The following is a 19,265-nucleotide window of genomic DNA, read 5'->3' as shown; positions in this document are numbered from 1 at the left end:
TTGAGTACCGCAAGGTACATTGTGTCCAAACGTAAGATACCCCGGAACCGTAAGGCTTCCGGGGTATTTTTACGAAAAATATTCATAAAATTTCTGTTTTATGGATTCAAGAAATACCAGAATTCATGCCCCTGGCATACGATATATCTTTCCAGCCATTCATTAAAAGGGATATTAAAACGATCAGTATCTGGAGCTGGATAGCATAGGTAATCGTCTCTGCCTTCTGATACAGCCTGAAGATCCATGGTTATATCGCCGATGTCCTGTAAGCAAAGAACAGGAAGATGATATGTAAACTCCGGATCAGATAAAATAGGCGTACTATTCCAAGATTCCTTTTCTTTGAGCGCTCTTTTTAAAGAATAAATGGTACAGCTGACTAAAGAACTGCCTTCCTCTCCGCAAAAAAGTTCCATGCCATTTGAGCAGGATAAAAAAGCTTTGTATGAGGCAGGAAGTTTCATATTGGGAAAATATTTTTCAAACAGCTGAAATTCTTCAGGTGTTACAGGAGGGTTAAATTTATGAGTTACTTTTATAGGTTCATCGCCTAAATGCCACTGATAGACCCATCCATTATTTTCCATTTCATATTTTAGATTGTTGAAAATTCTGTAGATTGCACGGATGTCTTCCATTACATATATGCTCCTTGATCGATGTGATATTGTAAAGATTCATATGTCTGCTTTATTTGATAACGGAGAGTAATTATAGCATGCTTAAAAGTTTTTTCAATGCTTTTTTGTGCAGAATTTACCAAAACCCTCTCGACTTTATACCACGTTAATGCTATACTTATACAGCTGTTTAACGTTTTAAAGCAAAAAATAAAAGTGAAAATACAGGAAAGAAGATAGAAAATGAAGATCGTTGTATGTATGAAGCAGGTACCGGCAACTTCCAAGGTTGATATCGATCCGGAAACCGGTGCCATGAAACGAATGTCCGGTGAGACAAGGACTAATCCATATGATCTGTTTGCATTGGAAACAGCCCTTGCGATCCGGGAAAAAACAGGCGGAACTGTAACCGTTCTTACTATGGGACCGCCTCAGGCGGAAGAGATGATCCGGGATGCTTATACCATGGGTGCTGATGAGGGCGTGATTCTTTCAGACCGAAAATTTGCGGGAGCGGATGTTCTGGCAACCTCTTATGCGTTAGCACAGGGAATCCAGGTGATCGGCGGTGCAGATCTGATCATCTGCGGAAGACAGACCACAGATGGTGACACAGCCCAGGTTGGACCGGCCATTGCAGAGCATCTGACCATCCCACATGCTGCATGGGTAGCTGAGATCATGGACGTCAATGAAAAAAGCATTCAGGTCCGTCAGGATCTTGTCAGTGTTTCCCAGGTTTCCGAGATTCCGTATCCATGTCTTTTAACCATTGACAAGGATACCTGCGTGCCACGTCTGCCATCCTATTTATTAAAGAAGGCAACTTCAGACCGTCCGGTACGGATCTTAAGCTTTGAAGATATGCCGGATCAGGATCTGAGCCGTTACGGACTGATCGGTTCCCCCACCTCTGTGGAAAAAATGTTTGCGCCGGAGGAAAGTGAAAAACAGGTTTATCTGGAAGGAACTGCAAAGGAAAAGGCAGACAAGCTTGTTGCTCTCCTGACCGGAAAGAAGATCATATAGGGGGAAGCGGAACATGGAATTTTTAAAATTTGATATAAACAAATGCGTACTCTGCGGAGTATGCGTGGAGAAATGTCCTTTTGGGGCCCTTACCATAGAGGGAAATGGAATTGTTGTAGGCGATGCCTGTCGTATGTGTGGGCTTTGCGTTCGTAACTGCCCGGAGAAAGCTATCCGGTTTGAGCAGAAGGCGAAATCCTTTGACAAGGATAAATGGAAAAACTTTCTTATCTATGTGGAGCAGGAGAGAGGAGAGATCCATCCGGTTACCTTTGAGCTGATCGGAGAAGCAAGAAAGATGGCTGTCAAAGTCGGTTATCAGGTTAACTGTGTGATCGTCGGAGGAAAAGGAACAAAGGAAAATGCGGAAAAGCTTCTGCCGTATGGCGTAGACAATGTGTACGTATATGAGCATGAAGGCTTCGAAGGCTTCCGCGCAGACTGTTATACAGACGCAGTTGCAGACTGTATCGCAGCAAACAAACCAAGCTCTGTGCTGATCGGAGCTACTGCGCTGGGGCGTTCCCTTGCACCGAGGCTTTCCACCAGATTCCATACGGGACTGACTGCAGACTGCACAACTCTGGATATCCGTTCCAACACCGATATGATCCAGATCAGACCGGCTTTCGGCGGAAATATCATGGCTCAGATCGGCATCACCAAATCAAGGCCACAGTTTGCCACGGTCCGTTATAAGGTTATGGACAAGGCAGAAAAAGTAAAAAATCCGCATGGTCAGGTGGTTGTATGTCCGGTAAATGAAAAAATGGCAGATTCCAGGATCAAGATTCTGTCATCCAGGGTCATTGATAAGGTAAAGAGCCTTGAGGAAGAGGATGTTCTGGTAGTAGCAGGCCGTGGTGTCCGGAATGAAAAGGATGTGGAAATGTGCCGGGAACTGGCAGATGCCCTTGGCGGACAGCTTGCCTTCACCCGTCCTATGGTAGAAAACGGATTCGGAGATGTTGCACATCAGATCGGACTTTCCGGAAGAACTGTCCGTCCGAAGCTGATCATCACCTGCGGCGTATCCGGTGCTATCCAGTTTACCTCCTGCATGACAGGATCTGACTGTATCGTAGCGATCAACAATGATCCGGAGGCACAGATCTTTAATGTTGCAGATTACTGCATCGTGGATGATCTGTATCAGGTTGTACCGGAGCTGACAGAACTGATAAAGAATCGGAAGGAGGATTAAGTCATGGCATATCCCTATAAAAAAATGACTTCAGAAGATTTTGACTACATCCGTTCTGTGACTGCTTCAGATCGTGTATGGGTCGGCGACGAGATCGCAAAAGAATATTATCGTGATGAGATGCCGGAGTACGGAGTTTTTCCTCCGGAGCTTTATGTGGAGGTTTTAAATAAAGAAGAGATCTCAGCCATCATGGCTTACGCATATAAAGAAAATATCCCGGTGGTATGCCGTGGCGCAGGAACCGGACTTGCAGGTGGAGCAACCTGTAAATATGGTGGGATCATGCTGTCCGTGATGCGCATGAACAAGATCTTTCCGATCGACAGAAAGAATCAGACCATCACAGCGGAGCCGGGAGCACTTCTCATCGATATCCAGGCGGCAGCAGCGGCAGGCGGACTTTTTTATCCGCCGGACCCGGGCGAAAAAACAGCTTCCATCGGCGGCAATGTTATCACAAATGCCGGTGGCATGAAAGCGGTACGATATGGACTGACCAGGGATTTTGTCCGCTGTATCGAGGCAGTTATGCCGGATGGTTCCATCATGAATTTTTCATCCAACGTTGTGAAGAACACAACGGGATATGATGTAAAAGATCTGGTGATCGGCTCAGAGGGAACCTTATGTATCCTGACTCAGGTAACGCTGAAGCTTCTTCCCGCACCGACCTGCACCTGTACCCTTGTAATGCCGTTCAGGAGTCTTGAGGAATGTGCAGACATGGTCCCGAAGGTTCTGGAGCTGCCGTTTGTGCCAACAGCCATCGAGTTTCTGGAAAGAGAACTGATCGATATCGTAAAACGCAATCTGAATAAAATGTTCCCAGTAAAACAGGGAGAAGCAGTGCTGATCGTTATGTATGATGCTTCCAGTAAACAGGAACTTGACAGCGCAGTAGAGGCAGCAGCGGAAGCAGCCCTGGCAAACGGAGCCCTGGACTGCTGTATCGCAGGCACACCGGAGCGTGCCGGAGCTGTATGGAGTGTCCGGGGCGGGATTTTGGAAGGAATGAAAGCAGATTCTGTCGCACAGGAGGAGTGTGACGTAGTTGTTCCGCGTGCAAGGATCGCAGAGTATGTAAAAGCAGCCAAAAAGATCGCAAGTGCACATGGTATCCGTGTAGAGCCCTGCGGACATTGCGGAGACGGAAATATCCATACAGAGATGCTCCGTGGACCGGAAATGAGTGACCAGGAGTGGAAGGAAGCCACTCACGCAAGTCTGGTAGAGCTGTATGCACTGTCCAAGGAACTGGGCGGACAGCTTTCCGGTGAGCATGGCATCGGAAACGGACGTCTGGAATTCCTGGAAGAATTTGCGGGACCGAGAATGATCGCTCTTTATAAAGCCATCAAGCTGGCTTTCGATGATAAACTGATCCTGAATCCGGGAAAAGTCATCGAATATAATAAATAAAAAATGGGGGAAAGAGAGATGAGTCAGAATAAATCATTACAAAGTAAAATGCCTCTGGCTATGGGACTTGCGTTCGTCGCATTTACCACACAGTTCGGAGGCGGATTCGCATCAGGAGCGCAGATCTATCAGTACTTTATCAACTACGGTATCTGGTGTCTGATCCTGCCGGCAGTGACACAGGGATTGTATGCATTGTTTTTCTGGTATGGAATGCGCTATGCTTATAAACACAAAACCTACGATTACAGAAGCTTTTCCGACAGTCTTTACGGAAAAACGAAACCGGTTATGTCCAATCTCTATGAGATCTGTTACCTGATCATGATCGGAACTGCATCAGCAGCAGCCTTTGCAACCGGCGGTTCCACACTGCAGACACTGTTCGGGATCCCATACTGGCTCTGTACACTGATCATTGCAGCATTTATCTTTGTGATCGCGCTTTTCGGAACCAATGTCGTAAGAAAATGTGCTTCTACATTAAGTGTGCTGATCATCATCGGTCTTGTACTGGTACTTGTTCCGAATATCATTGCACAGTGGGGAGATATCACAGCTTCCATCCATACTATGTCCTCCGGAGAAATGACTGTACTTTCCTCCGAGAGCGGAGCCTTTGGACCGGCTCTCTATTCAGCAGTCCTTTATTTCTTCTTCCAGCTGGCATCTGTTTCTGTTATGTACCAGCACATGGAGGATGTAACGGACGAAAAACAGATCAACAAAGCAGCGATCTGGATGTTTGTATGCAATTTCTGTGCAATGGAGCTTTCCATCCTCGGACTTCTTGCCATTGCATATGTAAGTGAACTGGCATCTGCATCGGTACCGATGCTGGTACTGGTCCAGAACGGTGTAGGCGCCGGTATCCTGACACCGATCATTTCTCTGCTGATCATCCTTGGAGCTATCTCCACAGCAGTAAATATGATCTCCGGTATTGTGACCCGCTGCGTAAATGCAGTGGAGCGTCGTATGGACAGCTCGGCGAAAAAAGCGCAGGGACACCTTGGAAGAAATGCAGTTTTTACAGCGATCTTTACATTCCTGGCATTTGCCATTGCACAGTTCGGTCTGATGACAGTTGTTAAAAAGGGATATGCATACCTTGGATATGCGGCGTTTATTACATTGTTTGTACCGTTTGTTGTACATGCCGTTGCGACAAAGGGAAAAGAGATCTGAAGAATAAAAAGCTGAACAGAAAATCCCCCGTTGATCCGTATGGCAGGATCATCAGGGGATTTTGTCAAAGTTCACAAAAATATTATAAATATTTTATTAAATATTCCAGATAGACAACATATATTTTTTCTGATATTATTACGTACAGTTATTAAATAGTTACGAATCAGAAGGATTGTTACTGAAATATTGATTTATCGTCAGGCAAGACCTTATAGTAGTATAGGAATAGGTTTTCTATATACTGTAATGGTCTTTTTTTATTTGTTTGGCAGCGGGGGAACAGGACTATGGTTATCCATAAGATTTTGAATAATAATCTGATACTGTCCAGGGATGGACAGGGACATGAAGTTATTGTAAAGGGCTGCGGAATTGCCTTTCAGAAAAAGAAAGGACAGCAAGTGGAGGAGTCCAGGATCGAGAAGATCTTTACTGCGGAAAATGCCCAGATCAGCAAGGAGATACAGGGTTATCTGACTGCTATTCCGGAAAAATATCTGGATTTTGTGGAAGCTTTTGTAAATGATGTGAAGGAAAAAGAGGGGATGAAATTAAATGACAGTATTTATTTTTCCCTTAGCGACCATATCATGGGTGCGATCTCCAGACTTGAAAACGGGATCCGCCTTCAGAACATGCTGCTTCTGGATATCAAGCAGCTTTATCATAAGGAATATGAGATCGGCTTGGAATTACTGAAAAAGGTAAATGAGATGTTCGAGGTAGATCTTTCTGCAGATGAAGCAGGATTTTTTGCATTGCATTTTGTGAATGCGGAAGATGGCGGCAAGACGGACAGCTATCAGATTTCCATTATCGTACATCAGATCCTGGACATCGTGGAGAAGTATTATGACAATATGGAATTTCAGGAGGATAATCTGTATTATCAGCGGTTTCTCACGCATCTGAAATATTTTGCCCAGAGATTCCTTCATAAAGAGCTTCACTATGATGAGAATCAGGAGCTTTTCAAGATCATCAAGGAGCAGTACAGAGAAGCTTACGGCTGTGTAAAAATGATCTATCTTATGATGGAAGAGGAATATAAATACGCTATGACTGAGGATGAAATGCTGTATCTGACGATTCATATCCAGAAGATTACAGAAGACCATAAACGTCTGAAAAATCTGTGAAAAGAGATTGTTTTATAAATTAGGTGTTAATGGATTGTTACTGAAATACGTGCCATGTGCGTATCTTTTCAGGCAAGACCTTTAATATAAATTTCAATATTTATTATTAAAGGAGGTCCCCAAATGAAAAAGGACTATGCAAAAACTGCAGACACACTGATTGCAGCGCTGGGCGGAAAAGATAATATCACCCGTCTGTTCCACTGCATGACAAGGCTTCGTTTCTATGTGAAAGACAGATCGAAGATCAACGAGAAAGAGATCTTAAAGCTTTCTGAGATCTCCGGCGTTAACTGGCATGAAGATCAGTTCCAGGTTATCGCAGGAAACGAAGTAAACGCTGTTTACAAGGCATTGGAAGACAAAGGCGTTCCTACCGATGATGCACCGGCAGCGAACTCTGACAGCTCAAAGAGTGTTGTTTCAAAAGTTATCGATGCCATCACCGGATGTATGACCCCGATGATCCCTGCCCTGACTGCAGCCGGTATGATCAAAGTTGTACTTACCCTGCTGACAACTTTTCATCTGGTATCAGAAACAAGCAGTACCTACCAGGTGATCAGTTTTATCGGAGATGTTACTTTCTACTTCATGCCGTTCCTGATCGCAGCAAATGCTGCCAAGGTTTTCCGCGTGAACCAGTCACTGGCGCTGTTTATTGCCGGTGTTTACTTAAGCCCTACCTTTGTAACTATGGTAGCTGGTGATGCGGCCATCACACTGTTTGGTCTGCCGATCACAAAAGCAACTTATTCTTATTCCGTTATTCCGGTTATCCTGATGGTATGGATCACACATTATATTGAGATTCTGGTTGATAAGATCACACCGAAAATGGTAAAACTGATCCTGAACCCGACACTGGTAATTCTGATCAGTGCACCGATCGCCCTGATCGTAGTTGGACCGATCGGAACAATTATTGGTAACGGACTTGCGGTAGCCATCAACTTCCTGTCCGTAAAACTTGGTTTCATTATTGTAGGTATCCTTGCAGCAACCTTCCCGTTCATCGTTATGACCGGTATGCACCATGCGCTGACACCGATCGGACTGAATGCCATTGCAACCGGTGGTACCGATACACTGATTTTTGTATCTCAGGTATGCTCTAACCTTGCACAGTCCGGAGCTTCTCTTGCAGTAGCTGTAAGATCCAAGGACAGCAACATGAAACAGCTGGCAAGTGCAGCCGGTGTGTCCGCTCTTATGGGTATCACAGAGCCTGCTCTGTATGGTGTTACACTGAAACTGAAAAGACCGGTTGTAGCAGCTTCTATCGCAGCCGGAATCGGTGGTATCGTAGGAGGACTTCTTCAGGTTTCTCTTTACATTGCACAGAATTGTATCATGGCGATCCCGGCGTTTATCGGCGAGAAGGGATTAATCAATCTGATTTATGGAATCATTATGATCGTGGTATCTTTTGTAGCTGCTTTTGTTCTTACGCTTATCTTCGGATTTGAGGATGTAAAGGCTGAGACAGAGGATGAAGTACAGAACACAGATACAGAAAAACAGCCTGCACAGCAGAGTGCTCCGCTTGTAGATAAGATCGAGCTTTGTGCACCGGTAGCAGGAACTGTAAAAGCACTTTCCGATGTTCCGGATAAAACTTTTGCGGATAAGGTTTTAGGTGACGGAGCAGCAATCGTTCCATCAGAAGGAAAGGTTTATGCACCGGCAGATGGTACGGTGGCAAATATCATGGACAGCAAACATGGAATCATGTTTGTGACAGAAAGTGGAGCAGAAATTCTGATCCACATCGGACTTGATACTGTAAATTTAAATGGTAAATATTTTAAATCCCATGTTTCTGATGGAGATAAGGTAAAAAAAGGAAAGCTTCTTGTGGAATTCGATATGGATGCCATTAAGAAAGAAGGATATGATCTGATCACACCGGTTGTTGTGACCAATATTTCTGATTATATCAAAGCAGTATGCATGGAAAAAGAAGATGCAGCTGTAAATGCAGGAGATAAATTCCTGACTATTGTATAAGAATAACAACGAAACATCAGGCGGAGATAACAGATCCGCCTGATGTTTGTAAAAAGGAGAAAATTAAAATATGAAAAATTATAACCGTATGCCGGAAAACTTTCTCTGGGGCGGAGCAACCGCTGCAAACCAGTATGAAGGCGGTTGGGATGAGGATGGCAGAGGCCCGTCCATTGCAGATATCCTGACAGGAGGAAGTGTGGATAAGGAACGTCGTCTTACACCGCCGGCACCGTTACCGGAAGAATTTTATCCCAATCACCAGGCGACTGATTTTTATCATCACTGGAAAGAGGATATTGCTCTTTTTGCAGAGATGGGATTTAAGGTATATCGTTTTTCTATTTCTTGGTCCAGAGTGTTCCCAAATGGGGATGAGGAAACTCCAAATGAGGAAGGCCTTAAGTTCTACGACAATGTGATCGACGAACTGAGAAAATATAACATTGAGCCGCTGATAACGATCTCTCATTATGAGAATCCCCTTCATCTTTCTCTGGAGTATGGCGGATGGAAAAATCGTAAGATGATCGATTTCTATCTTCGATTTGCAAAGGTTTTATTTGAGAGATATAAAGGTAAGGTAAAATACTGGCTGACTTTTAATGAGATCAATATGCTGACGCAGGACTTTGGTGCGGTATTCTGTGCAGGAATGCTGGACCCGAAGGATGTATGTGAGCAGAGCCGTTATCAGGCAATGCATCACCAGCTGGTAGCAAGTGCACTTGCAGTTTCCATGGCTCATGAGATCGATCCGGAGTTTATGCTTGGCTGTATGCTTGCTTATCACAATGGTTATCCATATACTTGCCATCCGGATGATATCTTATATGCACAGCAGTTTGGGCAGATCCACAATTCCATTGCCGGTGATGTTCATGTAAGAGGATATTATCCGGGATTTGCAGCGAGATACTTTGAGGAGCACGGAATCCAGCTGGAGGTTCTTCAGGAGGATAAAGAGATCCTCAAGAAGGGTACGGTGGACTTTTTCACCATCAGCTATTATTCCAGTAGCTGTGTCAGCGTGACAAAGGACGGAGAGAAAACGGCCGGAAATGGAAGTGACAATCTGAAAAATCCATATCTGAAAGCTTCCGACTGGGGCTGGCAGATCGATGCAACTGGTCTTCGCTATGTTCTGAACCAGATCTATGACCGCTATCAGATTCCGATCATGATCGTGGAAAATGGTCTTGGGGCCGTGGATCAGCTGACAGAGGATGGAAAGATTCACGATGATTACCGTATTGAATATATGCGCCGCCATATAGAGCAGATGAAGGAAGCAATCCATGACGGAGTAGATCTGATCGGCTACACCTGCTGGGGCTGTACAGATCTTGTCAGTGCCTCCACCGGAGAATTCAAGAAGCGTTATGGTCTTATCTATGTAAATAAAAATGATGACGGGACCGGAGACTTTTCCAGAATCCGCAAAGATTCTTTTTACTGGTACAAAAAAGTGATTGAATCCTGCGGGGAAGAGCTTTAACTGAATCAACTGCGAAGCAGTTATCTGGTGTAGAATTATGTAGCGAATGCGGTTGCTTTTATCCGGCTGACGACAAAATCCTGGAGTATGACAATGTACTCCGGGATTTTTTTGGAAGGTTGACTTTTACACGGTAAAGTGTAATACTTATTGTAAGTGACGAATGTGAGGAGTGTTTTTTATGCTGGATGAAAAAGTACTGCAGGTAGCGATACTTATATGGGGATGTGTATTTTGTGCCATAGCTGCAATATGTATATTTCTGAGCAGTAATTATGACAGGGAAAAGCGTCGGTATCTTATCCTGATGGAGAGTTTTGCTTCCATGTTATTGCTGATGGATGCCATGGCGCATATTTTCAGCGGATATCCCGGAGTTCCGGGCAGTGTGATGGTCCGTATTTCGAGTTTTCTCGTATTCCTTTTAAGTGACGTAGTCCTGCTGTGTTTTCACATTTATGTGTGTGTTTATCTGTTTTCGAAGAGGGAGCGGAGAACATTAAAAAGAGTAAAAGCCGGATATGTTATTGCTGCCGCAGGGGCTGTTTTTGTGGTGATCTCGCAGTTTACTCACTGGTATTATTACATAGATGTGGATAATTATTACCATCGGGCACCGTTATATATTATGTCAATTCTTCTTCCGGCAGCAGGCTTGCTCATTGATCTTACGCTTCTGCTCCAGTACAAAAAGAGAGTCAGCAGGAAGCTCCTGTTCTCTATGCTGTCATGCATTGTACTTCCGGCAGTGGCGGCAGCTGTGCAGGCATTCAGGTATGGAATGTCGCTGATCGATTTTTCTGTTGGTATTTCCATGATCATTATGTTTATCGTGACGATGACGGAGCTGAATCAGGAAATGTATCAGCTGATAAGCAGAGAGGGCAAGATAAAGGAAAGACTTGAGATCGCAACGATACTGAATAAATGTATTGCGGAGCTGATATCAGGAGAAGATGAAGATGCGGCGATCTCCAATCTGCTGCGTATTATCAGCGGGTATTTTGACGGAGATCGCAGTTATATTGTTCAGATCGATGAAAAGAGGAATGTCTGTACAAATACCTATGAGTATGCCATGAACGGAGTGACTGCTGAGAAGGATAATCTTCAGGAGGTTCCCATGGAAATGCTGGATATCTGGATGGACAGCTTTCGGAAAAATGGCCTGTATTATATTCCGGATATTGAGGAGGAGCAGGGGCAACCGTATTATGAGACTCTGAAGATGCAGGACATTACCAGGCTGCTGGCCGTTCCTTTAAACAGTGACGGAAAGATCATAGGATTTCTCGGGGTAGATAATCCGAGGCTGCATTATGAGGATCATACGCTGCTGTCGTCCATACAGTACTTTTTAACGGACAGCCTGAAAGCCAAGGAGCGAAAGGCGCGTCTGCAGTACATGAGCTATCGTGATATGCTGACGACCTTGTATAACAGGAACAGGTATATTCAGGTTCTGGAAGGCATGCAGGCAAAAACAGTGATAAAAACAGGAGTAGCATATATTGATATCAATGGTCTGAAACGGGTGAATGATCTTTACGGACATGAGGCTGGAGACAGGCTGATCATAAATACAGCGCGTTCCATGCTTGCGATTCTGCCGGAAAATGCTTACCGGGTAGGTGGCGATGAATTTGTACTCATCTGTTTTGACATGGATGAGAAGGTTTTCCGGAGTAAGGTCCGGGATATCTGTGACAGCATTGCTGCCAAAAGGATCAGTGTTTCTGTTGGCGTTGTCTGGGAGGAAAGCTCTTCGGAGCTTGAGACAATGCTGAGAAGAGCAGATGATCTTATGTATGAGGAAAAGAAGAAATATTATGAAAAGCATGGAACGATGTGAAGGTATGCAGCAGAGAGCAGAGTGTACGAGGAATGTCCGAGATACTGCAGCTGATTGATCGTCAGATGTAAGGTTACCGGCCGTCGGAAATTACGCATTGGTTTTGAATAAAAAAATAAAGCTCCCTGTTTTGCGATTGTGAAACAAGGGGCTTTATTTATAAGAAACGTTTATTTCAAAAAATATTTTCTATTATTATTAGGACCATCATGTGATACGTCAGGCATTTCGTTTAATATAGCTCTGGTTCGTGGAGAGCTTAATTTTATATAAGAAGCGATATCGCTTGTTTTTGAAGGCCCGTTTTTGGACAGATATTTTTTTATTTTATTCATATGTTGAAAGGTTTTATTGCTTGTTTTATTGCTTGTTTTATCGCTTGTTTTTATCGCTTGTTTTTTACTGCTTGTTTTTGTACGGCGCTTTTTCTTAATAGTAAGAACTAAGATAGTGCGGTCTGGATCAAATTCTTCTTCAATGATTGGCTCAGGCCACCCCTGATCTGCCCAAGTATTAAAAATATTTGGAACACCACTTCCGGCACGTTCACCTATATTGATGAGATTAAACATTTTCATCAATATTTTATTTCGAGGGTCTGATATTCCACCTTTACGCATCTGTTGTTTACCAGTTCGGGAATAACCAGGGTTTTCAAATATTATTTTTTCAGTATTTTTTCTGATAACAATACCACGTACGCCATAAAAATCAGCGTTTATTAAACAATTGGCTAATGCTTCTCTGAGGGCTTCGTGAATAGGTGTATCATCGATACGATTTCCATCAACAGTCTTAAAAGGGATTTTTATATCCGTGATAAGTTTGTTATAAACTCTGAAATAAAAATCACAGATATTACCAGACCATTCTCCAGAACTGGATTGTAAGCGGTCTGTCCAGCGTATTGAAGGATCAAGTATTTCCTGATAATCGAGAAAATACTCAGGAAAATGACGAACAATATTATATTCATCTCCAAACATAAGCATTCCGGCAGCTGTTGGATGTAATTGCTTATCGATATTTGAAATAGCGGCAGCTCCTATGCTGCGAAGATACTCAAAATCATCCAGGCGGCCAAAAGGATGTGCTGGTTTCAATGATCTGTGACGGTTTCTGTATCCCTGTATGGTTTCATAGTTCAGATCAGTCATAGGAACGTCATCAAGAACACTCATATCCATAGTATTATCAGTTTGATCTCGAATCATTGTTTTAACCTGGAGTTTGGTACAGTGATAATCTCCTTCGTGATTTCTGCGAAAAGTTCCATTAAAAATATCATCATTAATATAAACCGGTTTTTGTTCACGGCGAGCCATTGGAACATAAATTACAATGATCATATCATCATTGAGTTTAAAGGTTTCTACATCAGTGTCGGTGAGAAGATTTATATTTACCTTTTTTCGATTGTTTATAGTATCCCAGAATTCTTTTAATAATTTGCCTTGATTTTCTGCTTTTAATCCTGTAGTTCTCCAGCTTCCGTCTTTATTTTCAGCAACTCCCAGGATGATTACTCCGCCATAGCAGTTGGCAAATGCAGAGTAGGTATCCCATAAAGAAGATGGTAATCCACCATTGGATTTCTTTACTTCGCGGCGATTATCTTCTTTGTACAAGTCGAATTTAGTAATATCAAAGATATTGGACATTGTAATCACCTCATGAAAAATATATTATTATTTTTATATAATTGGATTAATCGTATCAAAGTAAAAAAGAAAAATCAATTAAAAGACTAGAAATTTTCTGTAACGTTTTTGAGATCAGTGCGTCTTATAAGTGAGAAGGGAGGAAAAGAAAGAACCGATGAATATTGAGGAACTTTACCGGACATATTTTGACATTGTATATCGGTATATCCGTTCTGTCTCACGGGATGGAGCGCTGGCTGAGGAAGTGACCCAGGAGACATTTTTTAAGGCGCTGAAAAAAGCAGATCAGTTCCGTGATGACTGCGATGTGCGGGTGTGGCTTTGCCAGATCGCAAAGAATACGTTGTACGATCATCTGAAAAAGCAGAAAAAGCAGCTTTCCGGAGAGGAGCAGCCGGAAACAGCAGAAAGCCATGGCGGAGAAATTTTTGAGGAAAAGCTGGCACAGCGGAGTCAGGCTATGGAGATCCATAAGGTTCTGCATGGACTTTCGGAACCGTATAAAGAAGTTTTTTCCCTGCGGACATTCGGAGAGCTGAACTTCCGTGAGATTGGAATGATTTTTGGAAAAAGTGAAAACTGGGCGCGGGTGACTTATTATCGTGCAAGAGTAAAGATCAGAGAGGAGCTGGAACATGAAGATCACATGTGATGTAATACAGGATCTGATGCCGTCTTATATAGATGGGATCTTAAGCGAAGACAGCAAGGCGCTGGTGGAAGAACATATGGGTACCTGTCAGGAATGCAGAAAAATGTTGGAGATCATGAAAGAGGAGCAGGGAAAAGAGCAGGCTCGGATAAAATTATCTGCAGCCTCCACAGCAGGATATGGAGCCGGCAGGACGGAAAATACTGAAAGTAATGCAAATGCCGAAAGCGTTGCCGCACTGAAAAAAATTCGAAAAAAACTTCTGGTACGCAGAGTTCTGACAGCGGCAGTGGCCGTTGTCCTGACACTTATCGTTGCGGCAGCAGGCTACAACCACTGGTATTTCAACGAAAAATATATGACCCTGGAGGACAGTGGAATGTATGTAAAAAATAACAGCCTGTATTCTTCCAATAATCTCATCAACCGAATGAAAGTACAGTACACAGAGGATGGAAAAACAGAGTTTGTCTACACCATTGATGCTCCATATGCAGGAACTCTGGAACTGAAAGGTGATGACATGCTGCTTCAGGATTTTTCCAAAAAGACAGAGGAGCTATCACCGGAGGATGACAGCACCCCGGAGACGGTAAAAGAAGTTTATTATATGAGCGAGGAAGCCCAAAAGAAGAGCCTGGAATTAACAGAGCTGGAAGCAAAAGGGGATCTGGATGCAGCGGAGAAAATTGTGGATGAGATGAAGCAGGAATCGAAGCTGATCTGGGCGGAATAACAGGATAGAAAAACATCAACATCTATGTTAAAATAAACCTCAGACAGCACTGGGAAAAAGTTCCATAAAAATTCCATATTCCATGCTGTAAGTAAAAAACAGACAGTAGTGATTTCCATATTTACTGCCGAAGAACAGGGGGACACAACATGTTATTTGTATGCTATCCAAAATGCAGTACCTGCAAAAAAGCTCAGAAATGGCTGGACGAGAGTGGCGCAGAATATACGCTGCGTGATATTAAAACGGACAATCCAACAGCGGAGGAACTGAAAACCTGGTGGGAAAAAAGCGGCCTTCCGCTGAAGCGTTTTTTTAATACCAGCGGAAATATTTATAAAGAGATGAAACTGAAAGATAAACTTCCGGAGATGAGCGAAGAGGAACAGCTTGCACTTCTTGCAACAGACGGAATGCTTGTGAAACGTCCGATTCTTGTAGCAGAGGATAAAATTCTGGTCGGTGCCAAAGAAAAAGAGTGGGAAGAGTATCTGATGCCATGAAAAAGAAACTGAATTATATAGATATTATCAAAGAAACGGTGATCCTGACCGTGGCAGTGGCGATCATCGCAGCGGCGGTATATTTTTTCCTGGTACCAAGCCATACGTCGGTCAGCAGTATTTCCGGTCTTGGAATCGTGCTTTCCAACTTTGTGCCGCTGCAGCTGTCGGCGATTACCATGATCCTGAATGTGGTATTGCTGATCATTGGATTTTTTACCTGTGGAAGAGAGTTTGGAGTTAAGACGGTTTATACCAGTGTAATGCTGCCGTTGTTTCTGGGATTGTTTGAGATCATTTTTCCAAATTTCGGTTCCATGACAGATAGCCAGGAACTGGATGTTCTGTGTTATATTCTGGTAGTGAGTGTGGGACTTAGCATTCTTTTTAACCGGAATGCATCCTCAGGCGGACTGGATATCGTGGCGAAGATCATGAATAAGTATCTCCACATGGAACTTGGAAAAGCCATGTCTCTTTCCGGTATGTGCGTGGCACTTTCCGCGGCGCTTGTGTATGATAAAAAGACGGTGGTCTTAAGTATTCTGGGAACGTATTTTAACGGAATCGTTCTGGATCATTTTATTTTTGACAATAATATCAAGCGGCGTGTCTGCATCATCACGAAAAAGGAAGAGGAGCTGAGGCAGTTTATCATTCATGACCTGCACAGCGGAGCCACGATCTATGAGGCCATCGGAGCCTATAACATGGAAAAACGCCGTGAGATCATCACCATCGTAGATAAAGGTGAATATCAGAAGCTGATGAAGTTTATAAACCAGGAGGACCCGAAAGCGTTTATCACGGTTTATAATGTATCGAATATGCGGTATCAGCCGAAGAAATAAGAATATTTTGCTGGAATAAAAAAACTCCCGGGACAAAAGGCCCGGGAATTTTTTTGCCATATTTTACAGGAAAATATATTTCAGGATAAACAGCACTGCCAGTACATACATCAGAGCGCTGATCTTCTTTTCTTTTGCCTTACCTGTGATCAGGTTGATGGCTACGTATGTGATAATTCCCATGGAGATACCTTCGGAAATGCTGTAGAAGAACGGCATTGCGATGATACATACATAACATGGGATCGCCTCGGACATATCGCTGAAATCAATGCTGATAACATTGCTGAGCATGTACAATCCAACGATCACCAGAGCCGGAGCTGTGGCAAAGGACGGGATTGCCAGGAAGATCGGAGACAGGAACAGGGACAGGCCAAATAAGATGGCAGTTGTCACTGCGGTAAGTCCGGTTCTTCCGCCTTCGGATACACCGGAAGCACTTTCTACGAAGGTAGTGGTTGTGGATGTACCAAGAACTGCACCGGCAGTTGTTGCAACTGCATCTGCAAGAAGTGCGCCCTTGATGTTAGGAAGCTTGCCATTTTCATCCAGCATGCCTGCTTTAGAAGAGACACCAACGAGAGTTCCAAGAGTATCAAAAAGATCTACAAATAAAAATGCAAACAGGATAACAAGGAAATTCAGTGAGAAAACTCCGTCAAACTGCAGCTTCGCAAAGATCGGAGCAAGACTCGGGATAGAGAGTCCGTTGCTGAAATCCGGGAGCAGGCTGTAGAAGCCGATTTCCGGGTTCGGAATATAAAGTCCGGCGAACTGACAGATGATTCCAAGTCCCCATGTGATCAGGATACCCCAGAGGATGTTTCCCTTTACATTTTTAACAACCAGGATTCCTGTTACGATGATACCGATCAGAGCCAGGATAACGGTGATCCCCACATTGTTGAAGGAAGCCTCTACACCCTTGGCTGCGTTGTAGCCATCTACAGAGAAAAGCTGCAGCAGAGTGGAGCCGCCGATCACGATATTGGCATTCTGTAATCCTACAAATGCAATAAAAAGACCGATACCAACACTGACTGCGGATTTCAGGTTCAGAGGGATCGCATTGAAGATCGCTTCACGTACATTGGTAAGTGAAAGAACGATAAATACGATACCTTCTGCAAAAACTGCAGTCAGTGCATACTGCCAGCTGTATCCCATACCGATAACAACTGTATAGGCAAAGTATGCGTTCAGACCCATTCCGGGTGCCAGTGCGAACGGGTAGTTGGCGAAGATTGCCATCAGCAACGTTCCCAGGAAGGCTGCCAGTGCGGTAGCTGTGAATACAGCTCCGGAATCCATGCCGGTTGCGGACAGGATGTTCGGGTTAACTGCCAGGATATAGGCCATTGTCATGAAGGTGGTGATACCTGCCAGAACCTCTGTTTTAGCGTCCGTTTTATTTGCGGACAGCTTGAAGATTTTTTCTAACATATTTCTTTCCCTTTCTTAAATATGTTTTTGGACAACATGTCTATTTTATCATATAAAAATTTCGTATGCAATCGTTAGTGCTTAACAGATATTGTTATGTAAGGTAATTTTTTGCAAAATACTTTTACAAGCAGGTAATTTGTGTGTAAAATACAGAAAAGAGAGTATTCGATTTACAGACGGGTTTATTTTGCAATGAAAGGGGGATGGATAATGTCTGAGAAAAAACTGCGGAATATTACAGATGTGCTTTGCTTTCTGATGATCCTTGGGTACGTGATGTATCTTGTGGCCACCTGGGGAAATCTGCCGGAGAGGGTGCCGATCCATTTTAATGTGCATGGGATCCCGGACCGGTATGGGAAGAAGGGCAGCCTTCTTCTGGAGCCGATTTTGGGGCTGCTGATCTTGGCACTTCTGATGTTCTGTCAGAGATTTCCACAGTGGTGGAATTATCCGGTTGAGGTGACAGAGGAAAACAGAGAGCATATCTTTGAAATCGCGTCAAAAATGATGTCTGTGATCAAGCTGTTATCCATTGGAGTATGTCTTGATGCCGGGATCAGCGGGAATCTGGGAACGGCACCTATGTGGCCGGTGTGGATACTGATCACAGGGATTTTCGTGACATTGATCCTGGGGATCCGGGGGATATATAAGGCTGGTAAAGAAAATGGCATGGATGAGGAGGATAAATCGTGAAGCGGTCGCGTTTGTGATCATGCAGAAGAGTGGAAGGGAAATGTTCGATTTATTGTACTGAATATGGATGGAACCAGCGAAAGCGGATCGCGAATATCCGCTTGGCGAAATTATAATAAAAACAGGAAAGGAATCTCAGGAGGATATGGTAGATACAAGAACAGATGAGCTTTACAGAGCGCTTCAGGATAAGGGATATCCCGATGAGCTGTGCCGGGAAATCGCCTATAAACATATGAATACCGATTACACAGCTACACGGATGCTGGGGTATTTATACAGGGTGACAAGTCCCAGAGTGGAGGATGTGATCGATGAGATGCTGGCGATCTTAAGTGATAGGGAAGCCATCGTCCGGAAGAAAGAGCTGGAGCACGCCCAGGCTACGATCAACAGCGTGTATCGGGAGGGTTTGTAACGGAAATCCCGGAGCTTTGCCAGTGCTGGCGGATCAGAAGCTTCATCCTTTAAGGAAAATCAGGAGATCATGGCTCTGGAGCATCATCTCCTTCCGCAGAAATTCATCATTGATAACTACATCAATATGAACGCACACTTTAATTTTATCCGTTTCTTTTAAACAGTATTGTTATTACGGTAGTGATTACTCTGATCGTAATTTATGCAAGTAATTGAAGATGGAAAAAATAGTAATTGTATTAACTGATAAACCATAGTATAATACAAATATGAACACAACATATAAATCAAACAACAATGTCGTCTATTCCTGTAAATAC

17 protein-coding genes are annotated in these 19,265 nt (G+C 43.6%); 14 read left to right on the top strand and 3 right to left on the bottom strand.

Features of this window, described 5'->3' with window-relative positions:
• Positions 1-98: 98 nt before the first annotated feature.
• Positions 99-641 carry an SMI1/KNR4 family protein gene (locus LI091_RS16675; protein WP_015526348.1) on the bottom strand — a complete coding sequence of 181 codons (543 nt, stop codon included), beginning with the start codon at positions 639-641 and terminating at the stop codon, positions 99-101.
• Positions 642-866: 225 nt separating this feature from the next.
• Here LI091_RS16675 and LI091_RS16670 point away from each other — a divergent pair, with 225 nt between their 5' ends.
• From LI091_RS16670 to LI091_RS16635, 8 genes are all read left to right on the top strand, one after another.
• Positions 867-1,655 (top strand): electron transfer flavoprotein subunit beta/FixA family protein, encoded by a 789-nt coding sequence (locus tag LI091_RS16670; protein ID WP_021650628.1) that lies wholly within the window; start codon positions 867-869, stop codon positions 1,653-1,655.
• 13 nt (positions 1,656-1,668) lie between these two features.
• Positions 1,669-2,859 (top strand): electron transfer flavoprotein subunit alpha, encoded by a 1,191-nt coding sequence (locus LI091_RS16665; protein WP_092072303.1) that lies wholly within the window; start codon positions 1,669-1,671, stop codon positions 2,857-2,859.
• A gap of 3 nt (positions 2,860-2,862) precedes the next feature.
• Complete coding sequence (locus LI091_RS16660) at positions 2,863-4,281, top strand: FAD-binding oxidoreductase (protein ID WP_015526345.1); 1,419 nt, start codon at positions 2,863-2,865, stop codon at positions 4,279-4,281.
• Between the two features lie 18 nt (positions 4,282-4,299).
• Positions 4,300-5,469, top strand: coding sequence for a YkvI family membrane protein (locus LI091_RS16655; RefSeq protein ID WP_044960932.1), 1,170 nt, complete (start codon positions 4,300-4,302; stop codon positions 5,467-5,469).
• A 290-nt stretch (positions 5,470-5,759) separates the two neighbouring features.
• Positions 5,760-6,611, top strand: a complete 852-nt coding sequence (gene licT / locus LI091_RS16650; protein WP_015526343.1) for a BglG family transcription antiterminator LicT — start codon at positions 5,760-5,762, stop codon at positions 6,609-6,611.
• A gap of 123 nt (positions 6,612-6,734) precedes the next feature.
• A complete protein-coding gene (locus LI091_RS16645) occupies positions 6,735-8,621 on the top strand; it encodes a beta-glucoside-specific PTS transporter subunit IIABC (protein ID WP_265191382.1) in 1,887 nt (628 codons plus the stop codon).
• A gap of 70 nt (positions 8,622-8,691) precedes the next feature.
• Positions 8,692-10,119: a glycoside hydrolase family 1 protein gene (locus LI091_RS16640; RefSeq protein WP_059086639.1), complete on the top strand. Its 1,428-nt coding sequence runs from the start codon at positions 8,692-8,694 to the stop codon at positions 10,117-10,119.
• Between the two features lie 181 nt (positions 10,120-10,300).
• Positions 10,301-11,971 (top strand): diguanylate cyclase, encoded by a 1,671-nt coding sequence (locus LI091_RS16635; RefSeq protein ID WP_265191381.1) that lies wholly within the window; start codon positions 10,301-10,303, stop codon positions 11,969-11,971.
• Positions 11,972-12,141: 170 nt separating this feature from the next.
• On the opposite strand, the gene LI091_RS16630 is transcribed toward LI091_RS16635, so the two are convergent.
• Positions 12,142-13,632 (bottom strand): RNA-binding domain-containing protein, encoded by a 1,491-nt coding sequence (locus tag LI091_RS16630; RefSeq protein ID WP_021650622.1) that lies wholly within the window; start codon positions 13,630-13,632, stop codon positions 12,142-12,144.
• A 157-nt stretch (positions 13,633-13,789) separates the two neighbouring features.
• Between LI091_RS16630 and LI091_RS16625 the strand changes: the two genes are divergently transcribed.
• The 4 genes from LI091_RS16625 to LI091_RS16610 all read left to right on the top strand — a co-directional run bounded on the left by LI091_RS16625 (position 13,790) and on the right by LI091_RS16610 (position 16,377).
• Complete coding sequence (locus LI091_RS16625) at positions 13,790-14,287, top strand: RNA polymerase sigma factor (RefSeq protein ID WP_265191380.1); 498 nt, start codon at positions 13,790-13,792, stop codon at positions 14,285-14,287.
• Positions 14,271-15,023 carry a zf-HC2 domain-containing protein gene (locus LI091_RS16620; RefSeq protein WP_265191379.1) on the top strand — a complete coding sequence of 251 codons (753 nt, stop codon included), beginning with the start codon at positions 14,271-14,273 and terminating at the stop codon, positions 15,021-15,023. The genes LI091_RS16625 and LI091_RS16620 overlap by 17 nt, the downstream gene beginning before the upstream one ends.
• Before the next feature lie 149 nt (positions 15,024-15,172).
• Positions 15,173-15,526: an arsenate reductase family protein gene (locus LI091_RS16615; protein ID WP_178687592.1), complete on the top strand. Its 354-nt coding sequence runs from the start codon at positions 15,173-15,175 to the stop codon at positions 15,524-15,526.
• On the top strand, positions 15,523-16,377 hold the full coding sequence (locus LI091_RS16610; RefSeq protein ID WP_265191378.1) for a YitT family protein: 855 nt from the start codon (positions 15,523-15,525) through the stop codon (positions 16,375-16,377). Before LI091_RS16615 ends, LI091_RS16610 begins: the two co-directional genes overlap by 4 nt.
• Positions 16,378-16,440: 63 nt before the next feature.
• On the opposite strand, the gene LI091_RS16605 is transcribed toward LI091_RS16610, so the two are convergent.
• Complete coding sequence (locus LI091_RS16605) at positions 16,441-17,823, bottom strand: NCS2 family permease (RefSeq protein ID WP_178818326.1); 1,383 nt, start codon at positions 17,821-17,823, stop codon at positions 16,441-16,443.
• A 213-nt stretch (positions 17,824-18,036) separates the two neighbouring features.
• On the opposite strand from LI091_RS16605, the gene LI091_RS16600 reads away from it, so the two are divergent.
• Both LI091_RS16600 and LI091_RS16595 read left to right on the top strand, forming a co-directional pair.
• Entirely contained in the window at positions 18,037-18,525 is a 489-nt protein-coding gene (locus tag LI091_RS16600; RefSeq protein WP_265191377.1) for a DUF1648 domain-containing protein, read from the top strand.
• A gap of 145 nt (positions 18,526-18,670) precedes the next feature.
• Complete coding sequence (locus LI091_RS16595; RefSeq protein WP_044960934.1) at positions 18,671-18,943, top strand: hypothetical protein; 273 nt, start codon at positions 18,671-18,673, stop codon at positions 18,941-18,943.
• Positions 18,944-19,265: the final 322 nt, after the last annotated feature.

It is taken from the genome of Blautia sp. MSK20_18 (assembly GCF_020553125.1).
GTDB classification, from domain to species: Bacteria; Bacillota; Clostridia; order Lachnospirales; family Lachnospiraceae; genus Blautia_A; species Blautia_A fusiformis.
This window is presented reverse-complemented; position numbering and strand designations above follow the sequence as displayed.

What these genes read in the sequence shown, in the direction of transcription:
- LI091_RS16675 (WP_015526348.1), bottom strand. Translation starts at nt 641, where the DNA reads ATGGAAGACATCCGTGCAATCTACAGAATTTTCAACAATCTAAAATAT.
- LI091_RS16670 (WP_021650628.1), top strand. Translation starts at nt 867, where the DNA reads ATGAAGATCGTTGTATGTATGAAGCAGGTACCGGCAACTTCCAAGGTT.
- LI091_RS16665 (WP_092072303.1), top strand. Translation starts at nt 1,669, where the DNA reads ATGGAATTTTTAAAATTTGATATAAACAAATGCGTACTCTGCGGAGTA.
- LI091_RS16660 (WP_015526345.1), top strand. Translation starts at nt 2,863, where the DNA reads ATGGCATATCCCTATAAAAAAATGACTTCAGAAGATTTTGACTACATC.
- LI091_RS16655 (WP_044960932.1), top strand. Translation starts at nt 4,300, where the DNA reads ATGAGTCAGAATAAATCATTACAAAGTAAAATGCCTCTGGCTATGGGA.
- licT (WP_015526343.1), top strand. Translation starts at nt 5,760, where the DNA reads ATGGTTATCCATAAGATTTTGAATAATAATCTGATACTGTCCAGGGAT.
- LI091_RS16645 (WP_265191382.1), top strand. Translation starts at nt 6,735, where the DNA reads ATGAAAAAGGACTATGCAAAAACTGCAGACACACTGATTGCAGCGCTG.
- LI091_RS16640 (WP_059086639.1), top strand. Translation starts at nt 8,692, where the DNA reads ATGAAAAATTATAACCGTATGCCGGAAAACTTTCTCTGGGGCGGAGCA.
- LI091_RS16635 (WP_265191381.1), top strand. Translation starts at nt 10,301, where the DNA reads ATGCTGGATGAAAAAGTACTGCAGGTAGCGATACTTATATGGGGATGT.
- LI091_RS16630 (WP_021650622.1), bottom strand. Translation starts at nt 13,632, where the DNA reads ATGTCCAATATCTTTGATATTACTAAATTCGACTTGTACAAAGAAGAT.
- LI091_RS16625 (WP_265191380.1), top strand. Translation starts at nt 13,790, where the DNA reads ATGAATATTGAGGAACTTTACCGGACATATTTTGACATTGTATATCGG.
- LI091_RS16620 (WP_265191379.1), top strand. Translation starts at nt 14,271, where the DNA reads ATGAAGATCACATGTGATGTAATACAGGATCTGATGCCGTCTTATATA.
- LI091_RS16615 (WP_178687592.1), top strand. Translation starts at nt 15,173, where the DNA reads ATGTTATTTGTATGCTATCCAAAATGCAGTACCTGCAAAAAAGCTCAG.
- LI091_RS16610 (WP_265191378.1), top strand. Translation starts at nt 15,523, where the DNA reads ATGAAAAAGAAACTGAATTATATAGATATTATCAAAGAAACGGTGATC.
- LI091_RS16605 (WP_178818326.1), bottom strand. Translation starts at nt 17,823, where the DNA reads ATGTTAGAAAAAATCTTCAAGCTGTCCGCAAATAAAACGGACGCTAAA.
- LI091_RS16600 (WP_265191377.1), top strand. Translation starts at nt 18,037, where the DNA reads ATGTCTGAGAAAAAACTGCGGAATATTACAGATGTGCTTTGCTTTCTG.
- LI091_RS16595 (WP_044960934.1), top strand. Translation starts at nt 18,671, where the DNA reads ATGGTAGATACAAGAACAGATGAGCTTTACAGAGCGCTTCAGGATAAG.